This is a genomic window from Microbacterium sp. USHLN186 (genome assembly GCF_037145155.1).
GTDB lineage: Bacteria > Actinomycetota > Actinomycetes > Actinomycetales > Microbacteriaceae > Microbacterium.
The window spans coordinates 333681-356888 of the sequence record NZ_JBBCYA010000001.1 but is presented as its reverse complement, the minus strand read 5'-3'; the positions used below and the strand labels follow the sequence as shown (position 1 = coordinate 356888).

General features: G+C 70.0%; 18 protein-coding genes. 11 read left to right on the top strand and 7 right to left on the bottom strand.

Translation table 11 applies throughout. The annotated features are described in order from the left end of the window. Positions 1-66: 66 nt before the first annotated feature. The gene (gene aceE / locus WFG93_RS01600) at positions 67-2793 is read left to right on the top strand and encodes a pyruvate dehydrogenase (acetyl-transferring), homodimeric type (protein ID WP_336644566.1); all 2727 of its coding nucleotides are present in this window, start codon (positions 67-69) and stop codon (positions 2791-2793) included. A gap of 193 nt (positions 2794-2986) precedes the next feature. On the opposite strand, the gene WFG93_RS01595 is transcribed toward aceE, so the two are convergent. Beyond that, positions 2987-3751 (bottom strand): IclR family transcriptional regulator, encoded by a 765-nt coding sequence (locus tag WFG93_RS01595; protein ID WP_336644565.1) that lies wholly within the window; start codon positions 3749-3751, stop codon positions 2987-2989. A gap of 207 nt (positions 3752-3958) precedes the next feature. Here WFG93_RS01595 and WFG93_RS01590 point away from each other — a divergent pair, with 207 nt between their 5' ends. The 7 genes from WFG93_RS01590 (at position 3959) to WFG93_RS01560 (ending at position 12315) form a co-directional block, all read left to right on the top strand. After that, the gene (locus WFG93_RS01590) at positions 3959-5359 is read left to right on the top strand and encodes an NAD-dependent malic enzyme (protein ID WP_336644564.1); all 1401 of its coding nucleotides are present in this window, start codon (positions 3959-3961) and stop codon (positions 5357-5359) included. A 5-nt stretch (positions 5360-5364) separates the two neighbouring features. After that, positions 5365-6663: a DUF6986 family protein gene (locus tag WFG93_RS01585; protein WP_336644563.1), complete on the top strand. Its 1299-nt coding sequence runs from the start codon at positions 5365-5367 to the stop codon at positions 6661-6663. After that, positions 6660-7469 carry a bifunctional allantoicase/(S)-ureidoglycine aminohydrolase gene (locus WFG93_RS01580; RefSeq protein ID WP_336644562.1) on the top strand — a complete coding sequence of 270 codons (810 nt, stop codon included), beginning with the start codon at positions 6660-6662 and terminating at the stop codon, positions 7467-7469. The genes WFG93_RS01585 and WFG93_RS01580 overlap by 4 nt, the downstream gene beginning before the upstream one ends. Positions 7470-7662: 193 nt before the next feature. Next, on the top strand, positions 7663-8448 hold the full coding sequence (locus WFG93_RS01575) for a hydroxypyruvate isomerase family protein (protein WP_336644561.1): 786 nt from the start codon (positions 7663-7665) through the stop codon (positions 8446-8448). Then, a complete protein-coding gene (locus WFG93_RS01570) occupies positions 8333-9352 on the top strand; it encodes a 2-hydroxy-3-oxopropionate reductase (protein ID WP_336644560.1) in 1020 nt (339 codons plus the stop codon). Before WFG93_RS01575 ends, WFG93_RS01570 begins: the two co-directional genes overlap by 116 nt. A gap of 27 nt (positions 9353-9379) precedes the next feature. Next, positions 9380-11167 carry a glyoxylate carboligase gene (gene gcl, locus WFG93_RS01565; protein WP_336644559.1) on the top strand — a complete coding sequence of 596 codons (1788 nt, stop codon included), beginning with the start codon at positions 9380-9382 and terminating at the stop codon, positions 11165-11167. 17 nt (positions 11168-11184) lie between these two features. Next, on the top strand, positions 11185-12315 hold the full coding sequence (locus WFG93_RS01560; protein WP_336644558.1) for a glycerate kinase: 1131 nt from the start codon (positions 11185-11187) through the stop codon (positions 12313-12315). 110 nt (positions 12316-12425) lie between these two features. On the opposite strand, the gene WFG93_RS01555 is transcribed toward WFG93_RS01560, so the two are convergent. Together WFG93_RS01555 and WFG93_RS01550 are read right to left on the bottom strand one after the other, a co-directional pair. Next, complete coding sequence (locus tag WFG93_RS01555; RefSeq protein WP_336644557.1) at positions 12426-12578, bottom strand: hypothetical protein; 153 nt, start codon at positions 12576-12578, stop codon at positions 12426-12428. A gap of 125 nt (positions 12579-12703) precedes the next feature. Then, positions 12704-13402: an NRDE family protein gene (locus WFG93_RS01550; protein ID WP_336644556.1), complete on the bottom strand. Its 699-nt coding sequence runs from the start codon at positions 13400-13402 to the stop codon at positions 12704-12706. 28 nt (positions 13403-13430) lie between these two features. On the opposite strand from WFG93_RS01550, the gene coaBC reads away from it, so the two are divergent. Continuing rightward, positions 13431-14645, top strand: coding sequence for a bifunctional phosphopantothenoylcysteine decarboxylase/phosphopantothenate--cysteine ligase CoaBC (coaBC, locus tag WFG93_RS01545; RefSeq protein WP_336644555.1), 1215 nt, complete (start codon positions 13431-13433; stop codon positions 14643-14645). Between the two features lie 10 nt (positions 14646-14655). On the opposite strand, the gene moaA is transcribed toward coaBC, so the two are convergent. After that, positions 14656-15741: a GTP 3',8-cyclase MoaA gene (gene moaA / locus WFG93_RS01540; RefSeq protein ID WP_336644554.1), complete on the bottom strand. Its 1086-nt coding sequence runs from the start codon at positions 15739-15741 to the stop codon at positions 14656-14658. A gap of 313 nt (positions 15742-16054) precedes the next feature. Between moaA and WFG93_RS01535 the strand changes: the two genes are divergently transcribed. Both WFG93_RS01535 and WFG93_RS01530 read left to right on the top strand, forming a co-directional pair. Continuing rightward, positions 16055-16564: a nucleoside deaminase gene (locus tag WFG93_RS01535; RefSeq protein WP_336645044.1), complete on the top strand. Its 510-nt coding sequence runs from the start codon at positions 16055-16057 to the stop codon at positions 16562-16564. Between the two features lie 22 nt (positions 16565-16586). Continuing rightward, complete coding sequence (locus WFG93_RS01530) at positions 16587-18152, top strand: NCS2 family permease (RefSeq protein WP_336644553.1); 1566 nt, start codon at positions 16587-16589, stop codon at positions 18150-18152. A 145-nt stretch (positions 18153-18297) separates the two neighbouring features. Here WFG93_RS01530 and xdhC read toward each other — a convergent pair whose 3' ends face one another. Genes xdhC through WFG93_RS01515 form a run of 3 tightly spaced genes read right to left on the bottom strand, consistent with a single transcriptional unit; the run spans position 18298 to position 23029 of the window. Beyond that, positions 18298-19116, bottom strand: coding sequence for a xanthine dehydrogenase accessory protein XdhC (gene xdhC, locus WFG93_RS01525; RefSeq protein WP_336644552.1), 819 nt, complete (start codon positions 19114-19116; stop codon positions 18298-18300). Positions 19117-19121: 5 nt separating this feature from the next. Next, complete coding sequence (xdhB, locus tag WFG93_RS01520; RefSeq protein WP_336644551.1) at positions 19122-21506, bottom strand: xanthine dehydrogenase molybdopterin binding subunit; 2385 nt, start codon at positions 21504-21506, stop codon at positions 19122-19124. Further along, positions 21503-23029, bottom strand: a complete 1527-nt coding sequence (locus tag WFG93_RS01515) for a xanthine dehydrogenase small subunit (RefSeq protein WP_336644550.1) — start codon at positions 23027-23029, stop codon at positions 21503-21505. The genes xdhB and WFG93_RS01515 overlap by 4 nt, the downstream gene beginning before the upstream one ends. Positions 23030-23208: the final 179 nt, after the last annotated feature.

The following is a 23208-nucleotide window of genomic DNA, read 5'->3' as shown; positions in this document are numbered from 1 at the left end:
CTTTCGCTTCCCGATCCTCTGCCGCACCCGGCAGCCTCCCCTCCATCTAACAAGAAAGGCCGAACCGTGACCGACGATCGCGCCTCTGCCCCCGCATCCGCCACTGCCACCGCCGACGTCGATCCCGAGGAGACGGCGGAATGGCTGGAGTCCCTCGACGCCGTCGTCACGCAGCGCGGAGCTGCGCGCGGCGAGCACCTCGTGCGCAGCCTGTTCGCCCGCGCCGGGCTACGTGACGAGCCCACCGCCACGACCGACTACGTCAACACCATCGCCGCCGGCGACGAGCCGCAGTACCCCGGCGACGAAGAGCTCGAGCGCCGCTACCGCGCCTGGATGCGCTGGAACGCCGCCGTGCTCGTGCACCGCGCGCAGCGACCCGGTATCGGCGTCGGCGGGCACATCTCCACCTACGCCGGTGCAGCCACCCTGTACGAGGTCGGCTTCAACCACTTCTTCCGCGGCAAGGATCACCCCGGCGGTGGCGACCAGGTCTTCTTCCAGGGCCACGCATCGCCGGGCATGTACGCCCGCGCATACATGGAAGGGCGCCTGAGCGAGGAGGACCTCGACGGCTTCCGGCAGGAGAAGTCCCGCGAGGGACACGCGCTGTCGTCGTACCCGCACCCTCGGCTCATGCCCGAGTTCTGGGAGTTCCCGACGGTGTCGATGGGCATCGGACCGATGAACGCCATCTACCAGGCGCAGTCCAACCGCTACCTGCAGGGGCGCGGGCTGAAGGACACCGGCGACCAGCATGTGTGGGCGTTCCTCGGCGACGGCGAGATGGACGAGCCCGAGTCACGCGGGCTGCTGCAGCTGGCAGCCAACGACGGCCTCGACAACCTCACCTTCGTCGTCAACTGCAACCTGCAGCGCCTGGACGGACCGGTGCGCGGCAACGGCAAGATCATCCAGGAGCTCGAGGGCTTCTTCCGCGGCGCGGGATGGAACGTCATCAAGGTCATCTGGGGCCGGGAATGGGACGAGCTGCTCGCACACGACGACGAGGGCGCCCTCGTCGACATCATGAACACCACCCGGGACGGCGACTACCAGACGTACAAGGCCGAGTCCGGCGCGTTCATCCGCGAGAACTTCTTCGGCCGCGACCCGCGGGCCGAGAAGCTCGTCGAGCGCCTCACCGACGACCAGATCTGGGGCCTCAAGCGCGGCGGCCATGACTACCACAAGGTGTTCGCCGCCTATCAGCAGTCGATGCAGCGCAACGGACGTCCCACCGTCATCCTCGTCAAGACCGTCAAGGGCTACGGCCTCGGCCAGCGCTTCGAGGCGCGCAACGCCACGCACCAGATGAAGAAGCTCACGCTGCAGGACCTCAAGGACTTCCGCGACCACCTGCGCGTGCCGATCACCGACGCCCAGCTCGAGGCCGATCCGTATCAGCCGCCGTACTACCACCCCGGCGCGGACGCCCCCGAGATCCAGTACATGCAGGAGCGCCGACGTGCGCTCGGCGGGTACCTGCCAGAGCGTCGCCCCCACGCGGCCGGCCAGATCGTCCTGCCCGACGCGATGGCGTACGAGGTCGCGGCGCGCGGCTCCGGCAAGCAGGAGGCCGCGACGACCATGGCGTTCGTGCGCGTGCTGAAGGACCTCATGCGCGACAAGGAGTTCGGCCAGCGCATCGTGCCGATCATCCCCGACGAGGCGCGCACCTTCGGCATGGACGCGTTCTTCCCGACGGCGAAGATCTACAACCCGAACGGACAGAACTACCTGGCCGTCGACCGTGACATCGTGCTCTCGTACAAGGAGTCCACGGCGGGGCAGATCCTGCACGTCGGCATCAACGAGGCCGGCTCCATCGCCGCGTTCACCGCGGCCGGCACGGCCTACGCCACGCACGGCGTGCCGCTCATCCCGGTGTACGTGTTCTATTCGATGTTCGGCTTCCAGCGCACGGGCGACTCGCTGTGGGCGGCCGCCGACCAGATGACGCGCGGCTTCCTCATCTCAGCCACCGCCGGTCGCACCACCCTGACCGGTGAAGGTCTGCAGCACGCCGACGGGCATTCCCCCCTGCTGGCGGCCACCAACCCGGCCGTGGTCACCTACGACCCCGCCTACGGGTACGAGATCGGCCACATCGTGCGCGCCGGCATCGAGCGCATGTACGGGCCGGACTCGACGGATCGCAACTGGATCTACAACCTGATGGTCTACAACGAGCCGATCGTGCAGCCCGCCGAGCCGGCGGACGTCGACGTCGAGGGGATCCTCGGCGGCATCCACCGCATCTCCGCCGCCCAGGGCGAGGGGCCGCGCACACACCTGCTGGCCTCCGGGATCGGCGTCACCTGGGCGCTCGAGGCGCAGCAGCTGCTGCGCGACGATTGGGGTGTCGCCGCGGATGTCTTCTCGGTCACCTCATGGACCGAGCTGCGTCGCGACGCCGTGCGCGCCGAGGAGCAGGCCTTCCTGCACCCCGAGAACGGCGTGCGCACGCCGTTCCTGCAGAAGCAGCTCGCCGGTCACGACGGGCCCATCGTGGCCGTCAGCGACTACGCCAAGGACCTGCCCGATCAGATCCGCCAGTTCGTGAAGAACGACTGGGCGACGCTGGGCGCCGACGGCTTCGGCTTCTCGGACACCCGCGCCGCCGCGCGCCGCTTCTTCAAGATCGACTCGCACTCGGTCGTCGTGCGCGCGCTGCAGCTGCTCGCCGCGCGCGGAGAGGTGGATACCTCAGCGCCTGCTCAGGCCGCTGAGCGCTACCGTCTGCTCGACGTGAACGCGGGCACCAGCGGGAACGCGGGCGGCGACGCCTGAGACCGGCGCACTCCCATCGGAGGGGAAGACGCATTCGGGAGGAGGTCCGCAGTCCGGACCTCCTCCCGAAGGTGAGAACCCCTCCCGAAGGAGTTCGTCGAAGTGGGTCCCTGAGCCTGTCGAAGTGGGTCCCTGAGCCTGTCGAACTGGGTCCCTGAGCCTGTCGAAGTGGGTCCCTGAGCCTGTCGAAGGGTCAGGATGCCAGCTCGGCGCCGATCGCCTCGGCGGCACGGCGCAGCAGCGGCACCGCGCGCTCGCCGAAGGACTCGTCCACACGCGAGATCGGCCCCGAGACCGACACCGCCATGGGCGTCGGGGCGTCCTGCACGGCCATGGCGAAGCAACGCACCCCGATCTCCTGCTCCTGGTCGTCGATCGAGTAGCCGCGCTCGCGGATGCGGTCGAGGTCGGCGATGAGCGCGTCCACGTCGCCGATGCTGAACTCGGTGGGCGTGGGCATGCCGGCGCGGGTGACCAGGCTGCGCACCGTGTCGTCGGGCAGCTGGGCGAGGATGGCCTTGCCGACGCCGGTGTCGTGCGTGTGCGCACGGCGTCCGACCTCGGTGAACATGCGCATGGAGTGCAGCGATGGCACCTGGGCGACGTAGACGATCATGTTGCCGTCCAGCACCGCCATGTTCGCGCTCTCGCCGAGCTGGTCGACCAGCGTCTTCAGCTGCGGGCGCGCCAGGGCGCCGAACTGCCGGGATGCGCCCTCGCCGATGCGGATGAGCCGCGGGCCCAGCGCGTAGCGTCGGTTGGGCAGCTGACGGGCGTAGCCGAGCGAGACGAGAGTGCGCAGCAGCCGGTGGATGGTGGGCAGGGGCAGGTCGGTCGACGACGCCAGCTCGCTCAGCGTCACATCGCCGCCGGCATCCGTCACCAGTTCGAGCAGCTCGAACACGCGCTCGACGGACTGCACCCCCGATCCGCTGCTGCGGGTCTTGCTTTCGGCCATCAGGTCCTCCTAGGTACCGAACGAGGTACCGAACTATTCCATCATGCGAGAAGTACAGGGCGGAAATCGTGCGCGATCGCGATCGACGATTGCGCGCGACTTTCATATGATAGATAATAGTGTCCACGATGCGAAAGCAACGAAAGAATCCGAAAGCAACTGTGGGTCGGCGCTGACGCGTGCGGCGCACCTCAGGGAAGAGGAAACATGGCCAATCCGGGTCCCGGCAACTCGATCACTCTCCGTATCGACGCGCCCTCGAACTTCAGCGTCACCAGCGAGCTCGCCGCCGCGGCGGCTTCGGCCGGTGCCGCGATCACCGCCCTCGACGTCGTCGAGTCGCACCCCACGTCGATCGTGGTCGACCTGACCTGCAACACCATCGACGACGAGCACGCCTCGCGCATCCGTGACGCGGTCGAGGCCCTCGAGGGCGTGCACGTGCGCCAGGTCAGCGACCGCACCTTCCTCATGCACCTCGGCGGCAAGCTCGAGGTGGTGCCCAGCGTGCCGCTGCGCAACCGCGACGACCTCTCGCGCGCCTACACCCCAGGCGTCGCCCGCGTGTGCATGGCCATCGCCGAGGACAAGAGCAAGGCGCGCAACCTCACCGTCAAGCGCAACACCATCGCGGTGGTCACCGACGGCACCGCGGTGCTCGGCCTGGGCGACATCGGCCCCGAGGCCGCACTGCCGGTCATGGAGGGCAAGGCGGCGCTGTTCAAGCAGTTCGCCAACGTCGACGCGTGGCCGGTGTGTCTGGACACCAAGGACACCGAGGAGATCATCAAGATCGTCAAGGCGATCGCCCCCGTCTACGGCGGCGTGAACCTCGAGGACATCGCGGCGCCGCGCTGCTTCGAGATCGAGGCGCGTCTGCGCGAGGAGCTGGACATCCCGGTCTTCCACGACGACCAGCACGGCACCGCGATCGTCACGCTCGCCGCGCTCGTCAACGCGCTCAAGGTCGTCGACAAGAAGATCGAGGACGTGCGCATCGTCGTCTCGGGCGTCGGCGCGGCCGGCAACGCCATCATCCAGCTGCTGCTGGCCGAGGGCGCGAAGGACATCGTGGCCTGCGGCCGCGACGGCGCCATCGTCGCCGGCAAGGAGTACACCGACGCCCACCGCCGTGAGATCGCCGCGACCACCAACCCGCGCGGCTTCGAGGGCAGCCTGAAGGAGGCCATGGTCGATGCCGACGTCTTCATCGGCGTGAGCGCCCCGAACGTGCTCGACGAGAACGACATCGCCGCCATGAACGACGACGCGATCGTCTTCGCGATGGCCAACCCGACCCCCGAGGTCGACCCGGTCGTGGCATCCAAGCACGCCGCGATCGTCGCCACCGGGCGCAGCGACTTCCCGAACCAGATCAACAACGTCCTCGCCTTCCCCGGCGTCTTCCGCGGTCTGCTCGACGCGGGCGTCGCCGACATCACCGCGCCTATGCTGGTCGCGGCGGCCTACGCCATCGCGTCGCGTGTCGAAGAGGACGAGCTCAACGCGAGCTTCATCATCCCCAGCGTGTTCGACCCGCTGGTGGCCGGGGCGGTCGCCGACGCCATCGTCCGCGTCGTCGAGAACGCCGCGGCAGACAAGGAGTGACCCGGATGACAGGCAACACCACGCTGGGCGAGGACGACTTCGCCGACATCGACGCGCGCCTCGCCGACACCGACGCGCTGCTGGCCCAGGCCTACCCGGGCGATGACGGCAGCCGTCAGCCGGTGCACACCCTGTACGTGCCCGCCGACCGTTTCGACCGCGATCTGCCCGCGCGCTTCGGCGCCGACGCAGCCGCGGCCGTCGAGCAGGCCGGCGGCACGGCTGCGCTCGCCGAGGCGATCGGCCTCGGTCACCTCGCCGCCGAGCTGGCTCCGCTCGTGGATGCCAAGCTCGCCCGCGAGCCCATCGAGGACCTGCGTCTGGACTTCGAGGACGGCTACGGCACGCGCAGCGACGAAGAGGAGGACGCGGATGCGATCCTCGCCGCCGAGCGGGTCGCCGAGGCGGTGGCCGCCGGCACCGCACCGCCGTTCATCGGCATCCGGTTCAAGTGCTTCGAAGCGCCCACCCGGCGCCGTGGCATCCGCACCCTCGACCGCTTCGTCAGCACCCTCGCCGCCGCCGGCGAGCTGCCGGACGGGCTCGTCCTCACCCTGCCGAAGGTCACCACCGTCGCGCAGGTGGAGGCGATGGTCGCCCTCTGCGAGCGCTTCGAGGATCGGCTGGGTCTGACCCCGGGCCGGCTGCGCTTCGAGGTGCAGATGGAGACCCCGCAGCTGATCGTCGCCGCCGACGGCACGATCCCGGTGGCGACGCTGCTGCATCGCGCTCAGGGCCGGGTCTCGGCCCTGCACTACGGCACCTACGACTACAGCGCGTCGCTGCAGATCGCCGCGGCTTACCAGTCGATGGAGCATCCCGCCGCCGACTACGCCAAGCAGGTCATGCAGGTCGCGGTGGCCGAGACCGGCGTGCGCCTGTCGGACGGGTCGACCAATGTCATCCCGGTCGGCGACTCGCAGCACGTGCTGGACGCCTGGAAGCTGCACGCGCGGCTCGTGCGCCGCTCGCTCGAGCGCGGCTACTACCAGGGCTGGGACCTGCACGCCGCGCAGCTGCCCACCCGCTACCTCGCCACCTACGCGTTCTACCGCGAGGGCTTCGCGGCAGCGGCCCGCCGGCTCGACAACTACCTGCACGGCAGCGACGCGACGATCATGGACGAGCCCGCCACCGCCCGCGCCCTCGCCCGCTTCGTCGTGCGAGGCCTGGAGTGCGGCGCGCTCACCGAGGACGAGGTGCGCGGTTCCACCGGCGCCACGCCCGCCGAGCTGACGCGGCTCGCGCACCCGAAGCTCGCCGCGGTCGCGGCATCCGACACGCTCGAGAAGGAGAACTCATGAGCTACTACACCCCCACGGGAGGCCTGCCGCCGCAGACCGACCTGCTCACCGACCGGGCGATCGTCAAGCTCGCGTACACGGTCATCCCCAAGGGCGTGCTGCGTGACATCGTCACCAGCACCCTGCCCGGTTTCACGAACACCCGCGCCTGGATCATCGCCAAGCCGACCCCGAGTTCGGCCGAGACCTTCTCGCAGCTGATCGTCGAGATCGCCCCGGGCGGCGGTGCTGCGAAGCCCGAGCCCGAGGCGGGCGTCGAGGGCGTCGTCTTCGTCACCACCGGCCGGCTCACCCTCACGCTCGAGGGAGAGACGCACGTGCTCGAAGAGGGCGGCTACGCCTTCCTCGCTCCGGGTGCCGAGTGGTCGCTGCAGAACGAGGGCGACGAGATCACCAGCTTCCACTGGATCCGCAAGGCGTACGAGTGGCTGGAGGGCGTGGATGCGCCGGCGTCGTTCGTCACGCGCGACCAGGACATCGAGCCGACGCCCATGGTGGGCACCGACGCGTGGCTCACCACGCGCTTCGCGGACTCGAGCGACATCGCGCACGACATGCAGGTGAACATCGTCACCTTCAAGCCGGGCGGGTCGATCCCCTTCGCCGAGACGCACGTCATGGAGCACGGGCTGTTCGTGCTCGAGGGCAAGGCGGTCTATCACCTCAACGGCGACTGGGTCGAGGTCGAGGCGGGCGACTACATGCTGCTGCGCGCGTTCTGCCCGCAGGCCTGCTACGCAGGCGGCCCCGGCGACTTCCGCTACCTGCTGTACAAGGACATGAACCGGCAGATCAAGCTCACCTGACCCCCCGCGCCGCGCTCAGCGACCACCGGGTCTCGATGACGCACCTGTCCGTTCGCGGGCAGGTGCGTCGTCGGTTCGGGGACGTTCCGGATGCCGGAATCCCCCCGCCGAACCGTTGACAGGATCCGACGCCGCGACGTAGAGTTTCATTACTAGAAACTTTTCTTTCACGATCCGAAATCAAGGAAGATCCATGAGCTACACCGTCAACGCCTCGATCCTGCTGACCGATCTGCCCGTCAACGAGCGCCCCGCGGCCGCGAAGGCGGCCGGATTCGACGCGGTCGAGTTCTGGTGGCCGTTCTCCTCGGCCGTTCCCGCCGAGCAGGAGGTCGACGCCTTCGTCGCTGCGATCGCAGATGCCGGCGTGCAGCTCACCGGTCTGAACTTCTTCGCCGGCGACATGGCCGGTGGCGACCGCGGACTCGTGTCGTGGGTCGGTCGCGAGGACGAGTTCCGCGACAACGTCGAGGTGGTCGTCGGCATCGGCGAGCGCACCGGCACCAAGGCGTTCAACGCGCTGTACGGGCTGCGCCAGGACGGCGTCGACGAGAAGGCGCAGGACGACCTCGCCGTCGAGAACCTCGCGATCGCCGGCAAGGCGGTCGGCCGCATCGGCGGCATCGTGCTGCTCGAGCCGGTGTCCGGTGCGGACGCCTACCCCCTGAAGACCGCGGACGACGCGCTCGCGATCATCGCTCGCGTCAAGGACGAGCACGGCGTCGAAAACGTGCACCTGCTCGCCGACTTCTACCACCTCGCCGTGAACGGCGACGACGTCGCCGCCGTCATCGCCGAGCACGCCGGCGAGTTCGGCCACATCCAGATCGCCGACGCTCCGGGTCGCGGCGAGCCCGGCACCGGTGAGCTGCCGCTCACCGAGTGGATCGACGCCGCACGCGCCGGAGGCTACACCGGCCCCATCGGCCTCGAGTACAAGGCCACCCAGGCGGACCCCTTCGCCTGGACGAAGAACTGACCCGACTTCCGCGAAGGAGCGAGACATGACCAACATCACCATCATCGGACTCGGCATCATGGGCCTGCCCATGGCGAAGAACCTCGTCAAGGCCGGCTACACCGTCACCGGCGTGAACCGCAGCCAGGGCCCCGTCGATCAGCTCGTCGAGGCCGGCGGTCAGGGTGCGGCGAGCGTCGCAGAGGGCGTCAAGGACGCCGACGTCATCATCACGATGGTGCCCGACTCCCCGGATGTCGCCGGTGTCGTGCAGGGCCCGGAAGGCGTCTTCGCCAACGCGAAGAAGGGCGCGCTGTGGATCGACAACTCCTCGATCCGCCCGGACGTCGCCAAGGAGCTGGCCGAGGAGGCCGTCGCCGCCGGTCTCGGCGCTGTGGACGCACCCGTCTCGGGTGGCGAGCAGGGCGCCATCGACGGCGTGCTCTCGATCATGACCGGCGGCTCGCCGGAGGACTTCGCGAAGGCGGAGCCCGTCCTGCAGGCCATCGGCAAGACCATCGTGCACGTCGGCCCGGCCGGCGCGGGCCAGACTGTCAAGGCGGCCAACCAGCTGATCGTCGCGGTCAACATCCAGGCGCTCAGCGAGGCGATCGTCTTCCTCGAGGCCTACGGCGTCGACACGGACGCTGCCCTCAAGGTGCTCGGCGGCGGTCTCGCCGGCTCCAAGGTCCTCGACCAGAAGGGGCAGAAGATGCTCGACCGCGACTTCGCCCCCGGCTTCCGCCTGGCCCTGCACAACAAGGACCTCGGCATCGTCACCGCCGCCGCCCGCGGCGCGGGCGTCGCTGTGCCCCTCGGCTCGGCGGTCGCCCAGCTCGTCACCTCGCTCGTCGCCCGCGGCGACGGCGGCCTCGACCACTCCGGCCTCTTCAAGCTCACCGCAGAGCTGTCCGGCCGCGAATAAGACATCAGCTACGAAGGAACAGACATCATGACCCGCATGCGTGCAGTGGACGCCATCGTCCAGATCCTGATCAAGGAGGGCGCCGACGAGGCGTTCGGCCTGCCCGGAGCCGCCATCAACCCCCTCTACTCCGCGATGCGCGCCAACGGCGGCATCCGGCACACCCTCGCCCGCCACGTCGAGGGCGCCTCGCACATGGCCGACGGCTACAGCCGCACTGGCGACGGCCGCATCGGCGTGTGCCTGGGCACCTCCGGCCCCGCCGGCACCGACATGATCACCGGGCTGTACGCGGCGATCGCCGACAGCATCCCGATGCTGTGCATCACGGGCCAGGCGCCGGTCGCCAAGCTCGACAAGGAGGACTTCCAGGCCGTCGACATCGCGTCCATCGCGAAGCCGGTCACGAAGTTCGCCAAGACCGTGCTCGAGGGCGCGCAGGTTCCCGGCGTCTTCCAGAGCGCGTTCCAGATCATGCGCTCGGGTCGTCCCGGTCCGGTGCTGATCGATCTGCCGTTCGACGTGCAGATGACCGAGATCGAGTTCGACATCGACACCTACGAGCCGCTGCCGGTGGCCAAGCCCGCCGCCACCCGCGCGCAGGCCGAGAAGGTGCTCGACATGCTCACCGCCTCGAAGCACCCCGTGATCGTCGCCGGCGGCGGCATCGTGAACTCCGGTGCCTCCGACACGCTCGTCGAGCTGGCCGAGACCCTCGGCGTGCCCGTCGTGCCGACCCTGATGGGCTGGGGCGCGATCGCCGACGACCACCCGCTCGCCGCGGGCCTGGTCGGCATCCAGACCTCGCAGCGCTACGGCAACGCGAGCTTCCTCGAGAGCGACTTCGTGCTCGGCATCGGCAACCGGTGGGCGAACCGCCACACCGGCGGCCTCGACACGTACCGCAAGGGCCGCACCTTCGTGCACGTCGACATCGAGCCGACCCAGATCGGTCGCGTATTCGCACCCGACTACGGTGTGGTCTCCGACGCCGGTGCGTTCATGGACGCCCTGCTCGAGGCGGCCCGCGACCGCGTCGCCGAGCTGCCCGACTACACGGCCTGGGCCGAGTCCTGCCGCGATCGCAAGGCGCGCCTGCAGCGCAAGACGAACTTCGACGACGTGCCCATGAAGCCGCACCGCGTCTACCAGGAGATGCTCACGGCGTTCGACCGCGACACCACCTTCGTCACGACGATCGGCCTCTCGCAGATCGCCGGGGCCCAGCTGCTGCACGTGTACGGTCCGCGCAAGTGGATCAACGCCGGTCAGGCCGGCCCGCTGGGCTGGACCGGTCCCGCGGCGCTGGGTGTCGTGCGCGGCAAGCCGGGCGAGCAGGTCGTCGCGCTCTCGGGCGACTACGACTTCCAGTTCATGATCGAGGAGCTCGCCGTGGGCGCGCAGCACAAGCTGCCGTACATCCACGTCGTGGTCAACAACAGCTACCTCGGCCTGATTCGTCAGTCGCAGCGCGGCTTCGAGATGGACTACGAGGTCTCGCTGGCCTTCGACAACGTCAACACCCCGAACGACCCGAACAGCGTCGCCACCGGCTACGGCGTGGACCACGTCAAGGTCGCCGAGGGGCTGGGCTGCAAGGCGATCCGCGTGGAGCGCCCTGAGGACCTCGCTGCCGGCTTCGCCGAGGCGGAGCGCCTCAAGGAGGAGTTCCAGGTGCCGGTGGTCGTCGAGGTCATCCTCGAGCGCGTCACGAACATCGCGATGGGTGCCGACCTCGACACCATGAACGAGTTCGAGGACCTCGCCGCCTCGCCGGCCGACGCCCCCGAGGCGATCTACGCCCTGCTCGACTGAGCGATTCCGAGCACGACATGCGCATCCTCATCGCCTCTGACAAGTTCAAGGGCTCGGCTACGGGCTCCGAGGTGGCGGCAGCGCTCGCCGACGGCATCCGGGAGATCATCCCGGATGCCGTCGTCGACGCCGCTCCCGTCGCCGACGGCGGCGAGGGCACAGTCGAGGCGGCCGTCGCGAGCGGCTTCACGCCGATCACGGTCTCGGTGACCGGCCCGACCGGTCGTCCGGTGGACGCCACCTTCGCGGTCCGCGACGAGCAGGCCATCATCGAGATGGCCGCCGCGAGCGGTCTGGACGTGCTGCCCGACGGCGAGAAGTCAGCCCTCGAGGCGACCAGCCGGGGCACCGGCGAGCTCATCGTGGCAGCGCTCGATCATGGCTGCACCTCGATCGTGCTCGGCGTGGGCGGCAGCGCCTGCACCGACGGCGGCGCGGGAATGCTGCAGGCGCTCGGCGTGGCCCTGCGCACACTCGACCGTCCCGTCCGCCCGGGCGGTGCGGGGCTGGTCGACCTCGCGTCGGCCGACATCACTGGCCTCGATCCTCGACTGAACGGCGTGGACTTCGTGCTCGCCGCCGACGTCGACAACCCTCTCCTGGGAGACCGGGGGGCCGCCGCGGTGTTCGCACCGCAGAAGGGGGCGAGCGCCGACGATGTCGCCGTCCTCGAGGCGGGACTGGCGCGACTGGCCGAACTGCTCGAGCCGCTGCCCGGCGTGCGCCCCTCGGCGACCGCGCCCGGCGCAGGCGCGGCGGGCGGCGTGGGATACGCGGCGCTCGCGGTGCTCGGCGCGGTGCGCGAGCCGGGCATCGATGTCATCCAGCGACTGACCGGACTGGCCGAGCGCATCGCCGACGCCGACCTCGTCATCACCGGGGAGGGCAGCCTCGACGACCAGAGCCTCGGCGGCAAGACCCCGCTGGGCGTGTCGGCCGCGTCGGCCAGGGCGGGCAAGCCCGTCGTGGCGGTGTGCGGTCGCACCACCCTGGATGCCGCGCAGGCGGATGCCGCGGGTTTCGCCCGGGTCTACGCGCTCAGCGACATCGAACCCGAGCCGGCGAAGAGCATGGCGAACGCCGCGCCGCTGCTGCGCGAGGTGGGCCGTGTGATCGCGGCCGACATCCCGGGCCTCCTCGGCCGCTGACCGCAGTCCGCAGACGCAGACCTGTCCGGAGGACACGCAGAAGGGTCCGGCCCCACTTCATCGTGGGGGCCGAACCCTTTGCGCGTCCCTGGTGTGTCTTCCCTGAGCCCTCAGGCGGCCTTGGGGAAGAGGATCCGGAAGGCGCGGACGAATCCGTTGCCGCGCTCGGCCGGCAGGTGGAAATCGGGATCGATGTTCACCGACGGGATGCTGGTCTCGACGGCTGGGACGTACCCGTGCGCCTCTGCTGCGTGTGCGTTCATGTCCCTCTCCGTTCTCATCTGGTTCTTCCAGGAAGTGAAAGAATCGTCTTGCTATGTGAAAAGAGTAAGGCGCGCGCATGCCGAACGTCAAGACCTCGGCGGAGATCTGTGACGGGATGTTTCCGTCAGGCCCAGTGGCCGGGCTCGGAAAGCGCGCGCGAGCGCAGCACGACGCGGGCATCCGACACCTCGGCGGTGCAGAACAGCAGCGACATGGTCGGGTAGCCGTGCGGGTTGTTGTCGCGGATGATCGCGCGGTCGTCCTCCGGCGCCAGTCCGGTACTGTCGCCGAGCACCTCCGTCCAGCGCGCCGTCCAGTCGTCGTGCGGTCGGGCCGCGGCGAAGCGCGGCAGCCATGCAGCGATGCGTGCTGTGCCCGGGTCGTCGAGGTCGTCGTGGGCGATCATGTGCACGCCGCTCGGCACGGGCGTCTCACGCAGCTGCGCGCCGTCCCACGACAGCACGCGCGCGCCATCCGGATGCACCTCGAGCAGGTTGAAGCCGTGCATCGGCAGGTCGTCGCCCTGCGGTGAGCGTCCCGCCACCGACTCCAGTGCCAGCGACCCGCGTGAGCGCACCCGGTCCTCGGGAAGCTCGAGCACGTCCGCGCGGTTGAGCAGCACGGCCAGTCGCTTCCGCGACGGATCCGCCGCCAGCCAGGCGCCGCCCGCGCGGCGGTCGTGGATGCCGATGACGCCCGGATACCTCTCCGGCCACCACTCGCCGAGGTCGTCCCAGGGGCGCTGCGGGTCCTCGTCGCGCACGGCGAGCAGGCGCGAGCCGGCACCCGCCACGGCGTCGACATCGATCACGACTGTGCACACGAGCACGAGTCTAGGCAGAATCGAACACGTGAACATCGTCGTCGCAGTCACCGGCGGCATTGCCGCATACAAGACCGTGCATCTCGTGCGCCTGCTCGTGACAGCCGGCCACCACGTGACAGTCGTGCCCACCGAGGACGCCCTCCGCTTCGTCGGCAAGCCGACCTGGGAGGCCATCAGCCGTCATCCGGTGACCACCAGCGTCCATGAGGACGTCGCGCAGGTGCGCCACGTCGCGCTCGGTCAGGCCGCCGAGCTGGTGATCGTGGCTCCCGCGACCGCGAACACCATCGCGAAGATGGCCGCCGGCCTCGCGGACGACCTGCTCGGCACGACCCTGCTGGCGACCACCGCTCCGGTCGCGATCGCGCCGGCCATGCACACCGAGATGTGGCGGCACCCGGCCACGCAGGCGAACATCGACACGCTGCGCGGGCGCGGAGTCGCGGTGCTCGGCCCCGACTCCGGGGAGCTCACCGGAGGCGACTCAGGCCCCGGACGGATGCGGGAACCCGAGCGCATCGTGGAGCAGGCCCTCGCCCTGGTGGACCACGACGCGCCCGGCGACCTCGACGGGCTGCGCGTCGCGGTGTCGGCCGGCGGCACCCGCGAGCCGCTCGACCCGGTGCGCTTCCTCGGCAACCGCTCCAGCGGCCGTCAGGGCGTCGCCCTGGCCCTCGCGGCGGCGGACCTGGGGGCGGAGGTCGCGCTCGTCTGCGCACACGTCGAAGAGGCCGTGCTCGCGGATGCCGCGCAGCACCCGCTCACCCGCGTCGAGCACGTCGGCACCGCCGCCGAGCTGGGCGCGGCGATGCGGACGGCGGCCGAGGACGCCGCCGTGATCGTCATGGCCGCGGCGGTCGCCGACTACCGGCCGGCGGAGGTGTCGGAGCGCAAGCTCACCAAGGAGTCCGGGCCGCTCAGGAGCATCGAGCTGGTGCCGAATGACGACATCGTCGCGGCGCTCGCCGCACGCCGCACGCCGGGCCAGGTCGTGGTGGCATTCGCCGCCGAGACGGCGGACGACCACGCCCAGCTCCTCGCTCGCGCGCGGCGCAAGCGGGAGCGCAAGGGCGTCGACCTGCTGGTGGTCAACGAGGTGGGCTGGGACCGCGGCTTCGAGACTTCGCAGAACAGCGTGCACATGATCGGCGAGGAGGGCGCCGTGCTCGCGCAGGCGAGCGGCACGAAGCGGGCGGTCGCCGACGAGATCTGGAACGTGGTCGCCGACGTCCTCGGTTGATCGCCGCGCCTCAGCCGCCGATGTAGGACATCTCGATGCGCTTGCGCTGCGCACGCAGCTCGGGCGTGAGCGAGGCGCGCACCTCGGAGTAGCGGTCGTCGCGCGCACCCCAGATGGATGCCATCGCCGCGGCGAGCTCGTCATCGCCTGCACCCCCGCGCAGCAGCGCCCGCAGGTCGTGCCCGCTCGAGGCGAACAAGCACGTGAACAGCCGACCCTCGGTGGAGATGCGCGCTCGCGTGCACGTGCCGCAGAACGCGTTGGTGACGCTCGAGATGACGCCGATCTCACCGCCGCCGTCGACGTAGCGCCAGCGCTTCGCGGTCTCGCCCGGCACGACGGCATCCGCAGGCTCGAGCGGGAACACGTCGTGGATGCGCCGGATGATCTCGGCCGAGGGCACCACCTCGTCGAGCGACCAGCCGTTGGTGGTGCCGACGTCCATGTACTCGATGAAGCGCAGCGTGTACGGGGTGCCCTTGAACCGGCGCGCCATGTCGAGCACCTCGCCGTCGTTCACGCCCCGCTTGACCACCATGTTCAACCGGATCGGACCCAGCCCCGCCTCGTGTGCGGCGTCGATGCCGTCGAGCACCCGGCTCACCGGGAAGCGCACGTCGTTCATGCGCTGGAACAGCTCGTCGTCCAGCGAGTCCACCGACACCGTCACGCGTCGCAGCCCGGCCGCCTTCAGCGCCGCGGCCTTCACGGCCAGCGCCGAGCCGTTCGTGGTCAGGGCGATGTCGAGCGCCTCGCCCTCGGGGGTGCGCAACGCCGCCAGCTGCGCGATCAGCTGCTCGATGCCACGTCTCAGCAGCGGCTCACCCCCGGTGAGGCGGATCTTGTGCACGCCGTGCGCCGCCGCCACGGCGGCGATGCGGGTGATCTCCTCGAAGGAGAGCAGCTCGTCGCGGTCGAGGAAGGCGTAGTCGCGTCCGAACACCTCCTTGGGCATGCAGTACACGCAGCGGAAGTTGCACCGATCGGTGACCGAGATGCGCAGATCACGCAGCGGACGCTGATGCCGATCGGTGAGCGCTATCGGCGTGCCCGTGGCGGGCAGCCGCCTGGCACCGTCCGCGCGCGTGTCCGACATCGACGTCTCCCCTCTCGCGTGGCAACGGTATCACCCGGGGCCGACCGCCGGCCGCGCGATGGCCGTGCAATTCACCGCGGAAATCCTTGCCTTCTAAGAATACCGCGATATGAGAGCGCAATTCCGAGAACAATGGACTCGAAGGTGCGTGATTGATATGCTCGAAAGGTCGCGCCCGACCCCGTCGGCGGACATCGATTCAAGAATCAGCGGTTCGACGTATATCTCGCGTGACGACCCGACCGGGGGTCCGACCCGATAAGCCGTATCACTGCTACGACAGCAAGGAAGCTCTCGTATGAACAGCACCGCTATGTCCGATCAGCATTCCGGGTCAGCGCCGCAGCGCGACCCCGCTGACTACCTCGCCGATGCCGTGCGCATCGCCGTCGAGAACGTGCAGAACCAGGGCGGACCCTTCGGAGCCATCGTCGTCGCAGCCGACGGCCGCGTCTTCGAGGGCGTGAACCGTGTGACCGCGAACCTCGATCCGTCCGCGCACGCCGAGGTCACCGCCATCCGCAACGCCTGCCAGGGGCTGGGCACCTTCGACCTCACCGGCGCGACGCTCTACACGAGCTGCGAGCCGTGCCCGATGTGCCTGGCCACCTCGCTGTGGGCACGCATCGACCGGGTGTACTTCGCCGCGGACCGTCACGACGCCGCGAATGCCGGCTTCGACGATGCCGTGTTCTACCGCTACTTCGAAGGCACCGACGCCGACCGCGGGATCATGCCGGTCTCGGACATCGCCCTGCCGCCCGACCAGCGCGTCGCGCCCTTCCACGAGTGGAACAGCACCGCCACTCGCATCGAGTACTGACCCGCCGAACACTCCGGAGCCGATGATGTCTTCACCTTTCCCTCCTTCCGCACGCCCATCCGCCGACGACACGTCCCCGACGGAGGTCGTCGGCAATGACGCCGCCGGACTGTTCGCCCGGCACGACGAGGAGCTTCCGCCGCTGTCCACGGGCGCGACGACGACCGTCCAGGCCGAACCGAAGGGCGCATTCGACCGATTCTTCGAGATCACCCGCCGCGGCTCCACGCTCGGGCGTGAGATCCGCGGCGGCGTGGTCACGTTCGTGACGATGGCGTACATCGTCATCCTCAATCCGCTCATCCTCGGCGGTGTCACCGACGTCGCCGACGGAGCGCTGGACGCCGCGCAGATCGGGGCTGCCACCGGTCTGACCGCCGGCGTCATGACCATCCTCTTCGGCGTGGTCGCACGCCTGCCCTTCGCGCTCGCGGCGGGCCTCGGCATCAACTCCTTCCTCGCAGTCTCGGTCGTCGGCCAGGTCACCTGGCCCGAAGCCATGGGACTCGTCGTGATCAACGGCCTGCTGATCGTGCTGTTCGGAGCCACCGGCATCCGCACCGCCATCTTCCGCGCGGTGCCGCAGGCGCTGAAGGCGGCGATCACGGTCGGCATCGGCCTGTTCATCGCCTTCATCGGCTTCGTCGACTCCGGCTTCGTCAACCGCACTCCGGGCGGCCCGCCCGTGCAGCTCGGCGACAACGGCTCGATCACCTCCGTGCCGACACTGATCTTCGTGTTCGGCCTGGTGCTCATCGGCATCCTCGTCGCACGCAAGGTGCCCGGCGGCATTCTCATCGGCATCGTCGTCAGCACGGTCGTCGCGCTCATCGCGCAGTCGGTGCTCAAGCTCGGGCCCTCGTTCGAAGACCCCAACGGCTGGCACATGACCATCCCCGAACTCCCCGCCGCGTGGATCACCATCCCCGACTTCGGCCTGATCGGGCAGTTCGACCTGTTCGGGGCGTTCGGCCGCGTCGGCGCACTGTCGGCGACCATGCTGGTGTTCACGCTGGTCTTCTCGAACTTCTTCGACGCGATGGGCACGATGACCGGTCTCGCGAAGAACGCCGGCCTCGCCTACAAGGACGGCACCTTCCCGCGCCTGCGCGCCGCGTTCGTCGTCGAGGGCTTCGGCGCCGTGGCGGGTGGCGTGACGTCCACCTCCTCGAACACCGTCTACGTCGACAGTGCCTCCGGCATCGGCGAAGGCGCCCGCACGGGCGTGGCCTCGCTCGTGGTCGGCGTGCTGTTCCTGCTGTCGATGTTCCTCACCCCTCTCACGCTCGTCGTGCCGATCGAGGTCGGCTCGGCAGCCCTGGTGGTCGTCGGCGCGATGATGATGTCGCAGATCCGCGAGATCAAGTTCACGAAGTTCGCCGTCGCCCTGCCCGCGTTCCTCACCATCGTGACGATGCCGCTGACGTACTCGATCGCGAACGGGATCGGGGTCGGCTTCATCTCCTGGGCGCTCGTGAACGCGTTCGCGGGTCGGGCTCGCAAGGTGCACTGGCTGATGTGGATCGTCGCCGCGGGATTCGCGCTGTACTTCGTGCGCGGGCCGATCGAGGCGATGCTCGCGGGCTGACGCCGAGCGCAGAAGAGCCCGGCCCGGATTTTTCCGGGTCGGGCTCTTTCCTGCTTCTCTGGAATAGTCACGAGGAATGCCGAATGAATGCGCGCAGAAAGATCCCGGTAATGCGCATCGTGCATTCCGGGAATCCTCGATGTCGCTATTCGGATGCCAGCGGCGCGGCCTCTTCGATGAGCTGCAGAATACGCGCGGCGACGCTGACCGCGATCACTGCCGGCTGCTTGCCCGCGACCTCCGCAATGCCGATCGGGGTGGTCACGCGTTCGAGCGCCTGGGCGCTGTGCCCGGCCTCCGTCAGCTTCCGGCGGAACCGCGCCCACTTCGACGCTGAGCCGATCAGGCCGATCGAACCCAGCCCGGCGGTGCGCAGCGCCTGATCGACGATCGCGAGGTCCTCGAGGTGATCGTGGGTCATCACCAGCACGTGCGCGCCGGCCGGCAGCATCCGCAGCACGGATTCCGGCGCGGGGGAGTGGTGCACGCCGACCCGCGCGACGGCGTCGTCGGTGGCGGGTGCCAGTCGTTTCGGCTGCAGCATTTCGGCACGGGAGTCGACGAGGTGCAGCTCGAGTTCGTGCCGGGCGAGGATGCGCGCGAGCTCGAGCCCGACATGGCCCATGCCGAAGACGGCGACCGAGGGCACCACCCGCACCGGTTCCAGCATGATCGTGACCTCTCCTCCGCAGCACTGCACGCCGTACTCCGTGGTCGCCTTGTCGCTGAGGGTGAGCGTGAGCAGCTCGACCTCGGCGCTGCCGGTGGCGAGCATCGATCGGGCGCGGTCGATCGCGGTCGCCTCGAGGTTGCCGCCGCCGACCGTGCCGACGATCCGATCCGGAGCGACGACCATCTTCGCGCCGCCGTTGCGCGGCGCGTGCCCGCGGACCATCGCCAGGGTGACGATGACCGCGGGCGTGCGCGTCTCGCGCAGCTCGCGCAGCGCGTCCAGCCAGTCCACGGCGATCAGGCCGGGACGGGCGCGAGCTCGGTCTCCGCCTCCGGCTCCGGGGCGTCGCGCTCGCCGGCTGCGCGCGCGGCCTCGACGGCCCAGAAGACCGCCTCGGGCGTGGCCGGCGAGGCCAGCTGCACCGAGTGCCCCGCTGGACCGAACGCGCCCACCGCCTGCCGCAGCGCCTCGCGGGCGCTGAAGGCGAGCATGAACGGCGGTTCGCCGACGGCCTTGGAGCCGTAGATCGCGCCGTCCTCGCGGGCGTTCTGGAACAGTCGCACGTTCAGCTCCGGCGGCATCTCCGAGAAGCTCGGCAGCTTGTAGGTCGATGCCGACTGCGTCTGCAGACGCCCGCGGTGCGGGCCGTCACTGCTGTCCCACCGCAGCTCCTCGAGGGTGAGCCACCCCATGCCCTGCACGAAGGCGCCCTCGACCTGGCCGATGTCGATCATCGGCGAGAGCGAGTCGCCCACGTCGTGGATGATGTCGACGCGGCGCATGCGGTACGCGCCGGTGAAGCCGTCGACCTCGACCTCGGTGGCCGCGCAGCCGTAGGCGAAGTACTTGAACGGGGAGCCCTGCATGATGTCGGGGTTCCAGTGCAGCCCCTCGGTGCGGTAGTAGCCCGCCGCGAACAGCTGCACGCGCTGCAGGTAGGCCGCCCCCGCGACCTCCGCGAACGTGAGCCGCTGCGTGGTGTTGCCGAGTCCGGTGACGTATCCGCCCGCGAAGCGCACATCGCGCGCGTCGACGTTCAGCATCCGTCCGGCGACGTCGGCCATCCGCTCGCGGATCTGCTCGCATGCGTTGCGCACCGCACCGCCGTTGAGGTCAGCGCCAGACGACGCGGCGGTCGCCGAGGTGTTGGGCACCTTGTCGGTGCGCGTCGGTGCGAGGCGCACCTGATGCAGCTGAAGACCGAGCGCCGTCGCGGCGACCTGCAGCATCTTGGTGTGCAGTCCCTGTCCCATCTCGGTGCCGCCGTGATTCACGAGCACCGAGCCGTCCTTGTACACGTGCACGAGCGCGCCCGCCTGGTTGAACGCGGCGAAGTTGAACGAGATGCCGAACTTCACCGGCGTCATCGCGATGGCCCGCTTGACGTGCTCGCTTCCGGCGTTGAACCGCGCGATCTGCGCACGCCGCGCGTCGAGGGAGCTCTCGTCGCGCAGCTGGTTCCAGATCGCCGGCAGGCGCTCGGCGTCCTTCACCGGCTGTCCGTAGGGAGTCGCCTGACCGGGCCGGTAGAAGTTGCGCTCGCGCAGGTCGAGGGGATCGATCCCCAGCGCGGGGGCGATCCGGCCGAGGATGTCCTCGATGAGGAACACGCCCTGCGGTCCGCCGAAGCCGCGGAAGGCGGTGTTGGAGGTCTTGTTCGTCTTCGCGATCCGCCCGTGCGCGTGCACGTTCGGGATCCAGTAGGCGTTGTCGAGATGGCAGAGCGCGCGGCCCAGCACCGGCTCCGACAGGTCGAGGCTCCATCCCCCGTCGGCGGTCAGCACGGCATCCAGCGACTGCAGCATCCCGTCGTCGTCGACGCCCACCTTCCAGGCGATGTGGAACGGATGCCGCTTGCCGGTCATCGTGATGTCCTGCGTCCGGTTCAGGCGCAGCCGCACCGGGCGGCCGGTGAGCTTGGCGCCGAGTGCGGCGATCGCCGCGAAGCCGTGCGGCTGCATCTCCTTGCCGCCGAAGCCGCCGCCCATGCGCAGCTGCTGCACGGTGACCTGGTTCGACGAGACGCCCAGCACGTGCGCGACGATCTCCTGCGTCTCGGTGGGGTGCTGCGTGGAGCACTGCACGAAGTACTGCCCCTCGGTGTCCAGCATCGCGAAGGACGCGTGCGTCTCGAGGTAGAAGTGCTCCTGCCCGCCGAACTCGGTGACGCCTTCGAACACGCGGGGGGCGGAGGCGAGCGCGGATGCCGCGTCGCCGCGCTCGACGGTGCGGGCGATGCCCTGATATGACCCCGCGTCGATGGCATCCTGCACGGTGATCAACGACGGCAGCGGCTCGTACTGCACCTGCACCGCCGCGGCTCCCCGCCGCGCCGCCTCGGGGGTCTCGCCGAGCACCCACACCAGGGCGTGGCCGTAGAACATCGCCTCGGTCGGGAACAGCGGCTCGTCGTTCTTGATGCCGGCGTCGTTGACGCCCGGCACGTCGTCGGCGGTGAGCACCCGCACCACGCCGGGCACCTCGTAGGCCGGAGCGACGTCGACGGTGACACGCGCGTGCGCGTTGGTGGACTGCACCGGCCAGGCGGTCAGCACGCCGTGCGCGTGGGCCGCGACGTCGTCGGTGTACATGGCGGCGCCCGTCACGTGCAGGGCGGCGCTCTCGTGCACGGCGGAGGTGCCGACGACGGGGTGTGCGGGGCGATCGGCGAGCGCGCTCATGCGAGGGCCTCCTTGGACTGGATCACGGTCTGGCTGTATAGCTTGAGCAGGGCGGTGCCCAGCATGTGCGCGCGGTAATCGGCGCTGGCGCGGTGGTCGCTCATCGGAGTGCCCTCGGCCTGCAGCACCGCCGAGGCGCTGCGCACGGTGGCGATGGTCCAGGGCTGGCCGACGAGGGCCTCCTCGGTGGCACGAGCCCGCAGCGGCGTGGCGGCCACCCCGCCGAGTCCGATGCGCGCCGAGGCGACGACCCCGCCGTCGATGTTCAGGGCGAACGCGACGGCGACCGAGGAGATGTCGTCGAAGCGCCGCTTGGCGATCTTGTGGAACGCCGTGGTCGCGGCCAGGGGCAGCGGGATGCGCACCGCGGTGATCAGCTCGTCCTTCGCTCGCACCGATTGCCGGTAGCCGATGAAGTACTCGGCGAGGTCGACCTCGCGCTCGCCGTCCACGGACGCGAGCACGAGCCGGGCGTCGAGTGCGAGCAGAGCGGGCGGGGTGTCGCCGATCGGCGAACCGGTGCCGAGGTTGCCGCCCAGGGTCGCGCGGTTGCGGATGAGCCGGGAGGCGAACTGCGGCAGCAGCTGCGCGAGCAGCGGCACGCGGCCGTCGAGTCGGCGCTCGATCTCGGAGAGCGTCAGCGCGGCGCCGATCTCGATCTGGTCCTCGCCGATGTGCAGCTCGCGCAGCTCGGGCAGCTGATCGACCGCGACGGTGAGCGGGGCGCGGCTGCCGCGCAGGTTCACCTCCACCCCCCAGTCGGTGGAGCCGGCGACGACGAGCGCGTCGGGCTCGTCGCGCAGCAGGCGCAGGGCGCTGGGCAGGTCGGCGGGGCGCACGAATCGGGCGTCGCCGACCGTGACATCGGTGGATGCCGGCGCGGGAGCGGGCTGTGACAGACGCTGCTGCAGCGGGTCGTCGGCTTCCGGCGAGCCCAGCGCGTACGCGGCGTCGCGGATCGGGCGGTACCCCGTGCAGCGGCAGAGGTTGCCGCTGAGTGCGTGCAGGTCGAAGCCGTTCGGACCGTGCTCGCAGTCGTGCGCGTCGTCGTCGAGCTCCGAGGCCGGCTCGGCGGATGCCGCAGCCGGGGCGGAAGCCACAGCCGGGGCGGAAGCCACAGCCTCGGCGGATGCCGCAGCGCGATCGGCGCGGTAGTACTCGCCGGCCATGCTGCACGCGAAGCCGGGCGTGCAGTAGCCGCATTGCGAGCCGCCCGCCTCGGCGAGCTTCTGCTGCACCGGGTGCAGGTCATCCACGTCGCCGAGTCCCTCGGCGGTGACGACCTCCTGGCCGTCGAGCGCGTAGACCGGCACCAGGCAGGCGTTGACGGCGGTCCACGCCGTGCCGCCGGTGGCATCCGGGGTGGCGACGAGCATCGCGCACGCACCGCACTCGCCCTCCGCGCAGCCCTCCTTGCTTCCGGTCAGGCCCTTCTCGCGCAGCCAGTCCAGGGCGGTGGTGTGGGCGGGTGCGCCGTCGAGCGGGCGGCCGCGCCCGTTGACGGTGACGGTGGTATCGGTCATCTCGTGTCTCCTCGGATGGGGCGCCGCGGCGCCATCGCAGCACCTTCGCGTGCCATGGGGTGACCCCGAACCCTCAGACGGATGCTCGACCGGTGTGCGCCGACGATGGCGGCAGCGCCCGCGAGCTGTTCGCGCCGGGGGACGGGATCCGGGTCGGGATCCGTCCGGCGCGGCTCAGG

Excerpts from the sequence above, each read along its gene's own strand:
- WFG93_RS01595 (WP_336644565.1), bottom strand. The coding sequence starts at position 3,751 with ATGGCCGAAAGCAAGACCCGCAGCAGCGGATCGGGGGTGCAGTCCGTC.
- WFG93_RS01590 (WP_336644564.1), top strand. The coding sequence starts at position 3,959 with ATGGCCAATCCGGGTCCCGGCAACTCGATCACTCTCCGTATCGACGCG.
- WFG93_RS01585 (WP_336644563.1), top strand. The coding sequence starts at position 5,365 with ATGACAGGCAACACCACGCTGGGCGAGGACGACTTCGCCGACATCGAC.
- WFG93_RS01580 (WP_336644562.1), top strand. The coding sequence starts at position 6,660 with ATGAGCTACTACACCCCCACGGGAGGCCTGCCGCCGCAGACCGACCTG.
- WFG93_RS01575 (WP_336644561.1), top strand. The coding sequence starts at position 7,663 with ATGAGCTACACCGTCAACGCCTCGATCCTGCTGACCGATCTGCCCGTC.
- gcl (WP_336644559.1), top strand. The coding sequence starts at position 9,380 with ATGACCCGCATGCGTGCAGTGGACGCCATCGTCCAGATCCTGATCAAG.
- WFG93_RS01560 (WP_336644558.1), top strand. The coding sequence starts at position 11,185 with ATGCGCATCCTCATCGCCTCTGACAAGTTCAAGGGCTCGGCTACGGGC.
- WFG93_RS01555 (WP_336644557.1), bottom strand. The coding sequence starts at position 12,578 with ATGAACGCACACGCAGCAGAGGCGCACGGGTACGTCCCAGCCGTCGAG.
- moaA (WP_336644554.1), bottom strand. The coding sequence starts at position 15,741 with ATGTCGGACACGCGCGCGGACGGTGCCAGGCGGCTGCCCGCCACGGGC.
- WFG93_RS01535 (WP_336645044.1), top strand. The coding sequence starts at position 16,055 with ATGTCCGATCAGCATTCCGGGTCAGCGCCGCAGCGCGACCCCGCTGAC.
- WFG93_RS01530 (WP_336644553.1), top strand. The coding sequence starts at position 16,587 with ATGATGTCTTCACCTTTCCCTCCTTCCGCACGCCCATCCGCCGACGAC.
- xdhB (WP_336644551.1), bottom strand. The coding sequence starts at position 21,506 with ATGAGCGCGCTCGCCGATCGCCCCGCACACCCCGTCGTCGGCACCTCC.
- WFG93_RS01515 (WP_336644550.1), bottom strand. The coding sequence starts at position 23,029 with ATGACCGATACCACCGTCACCGTCAACGGGCGCGGCCGCCCGCTCGAC.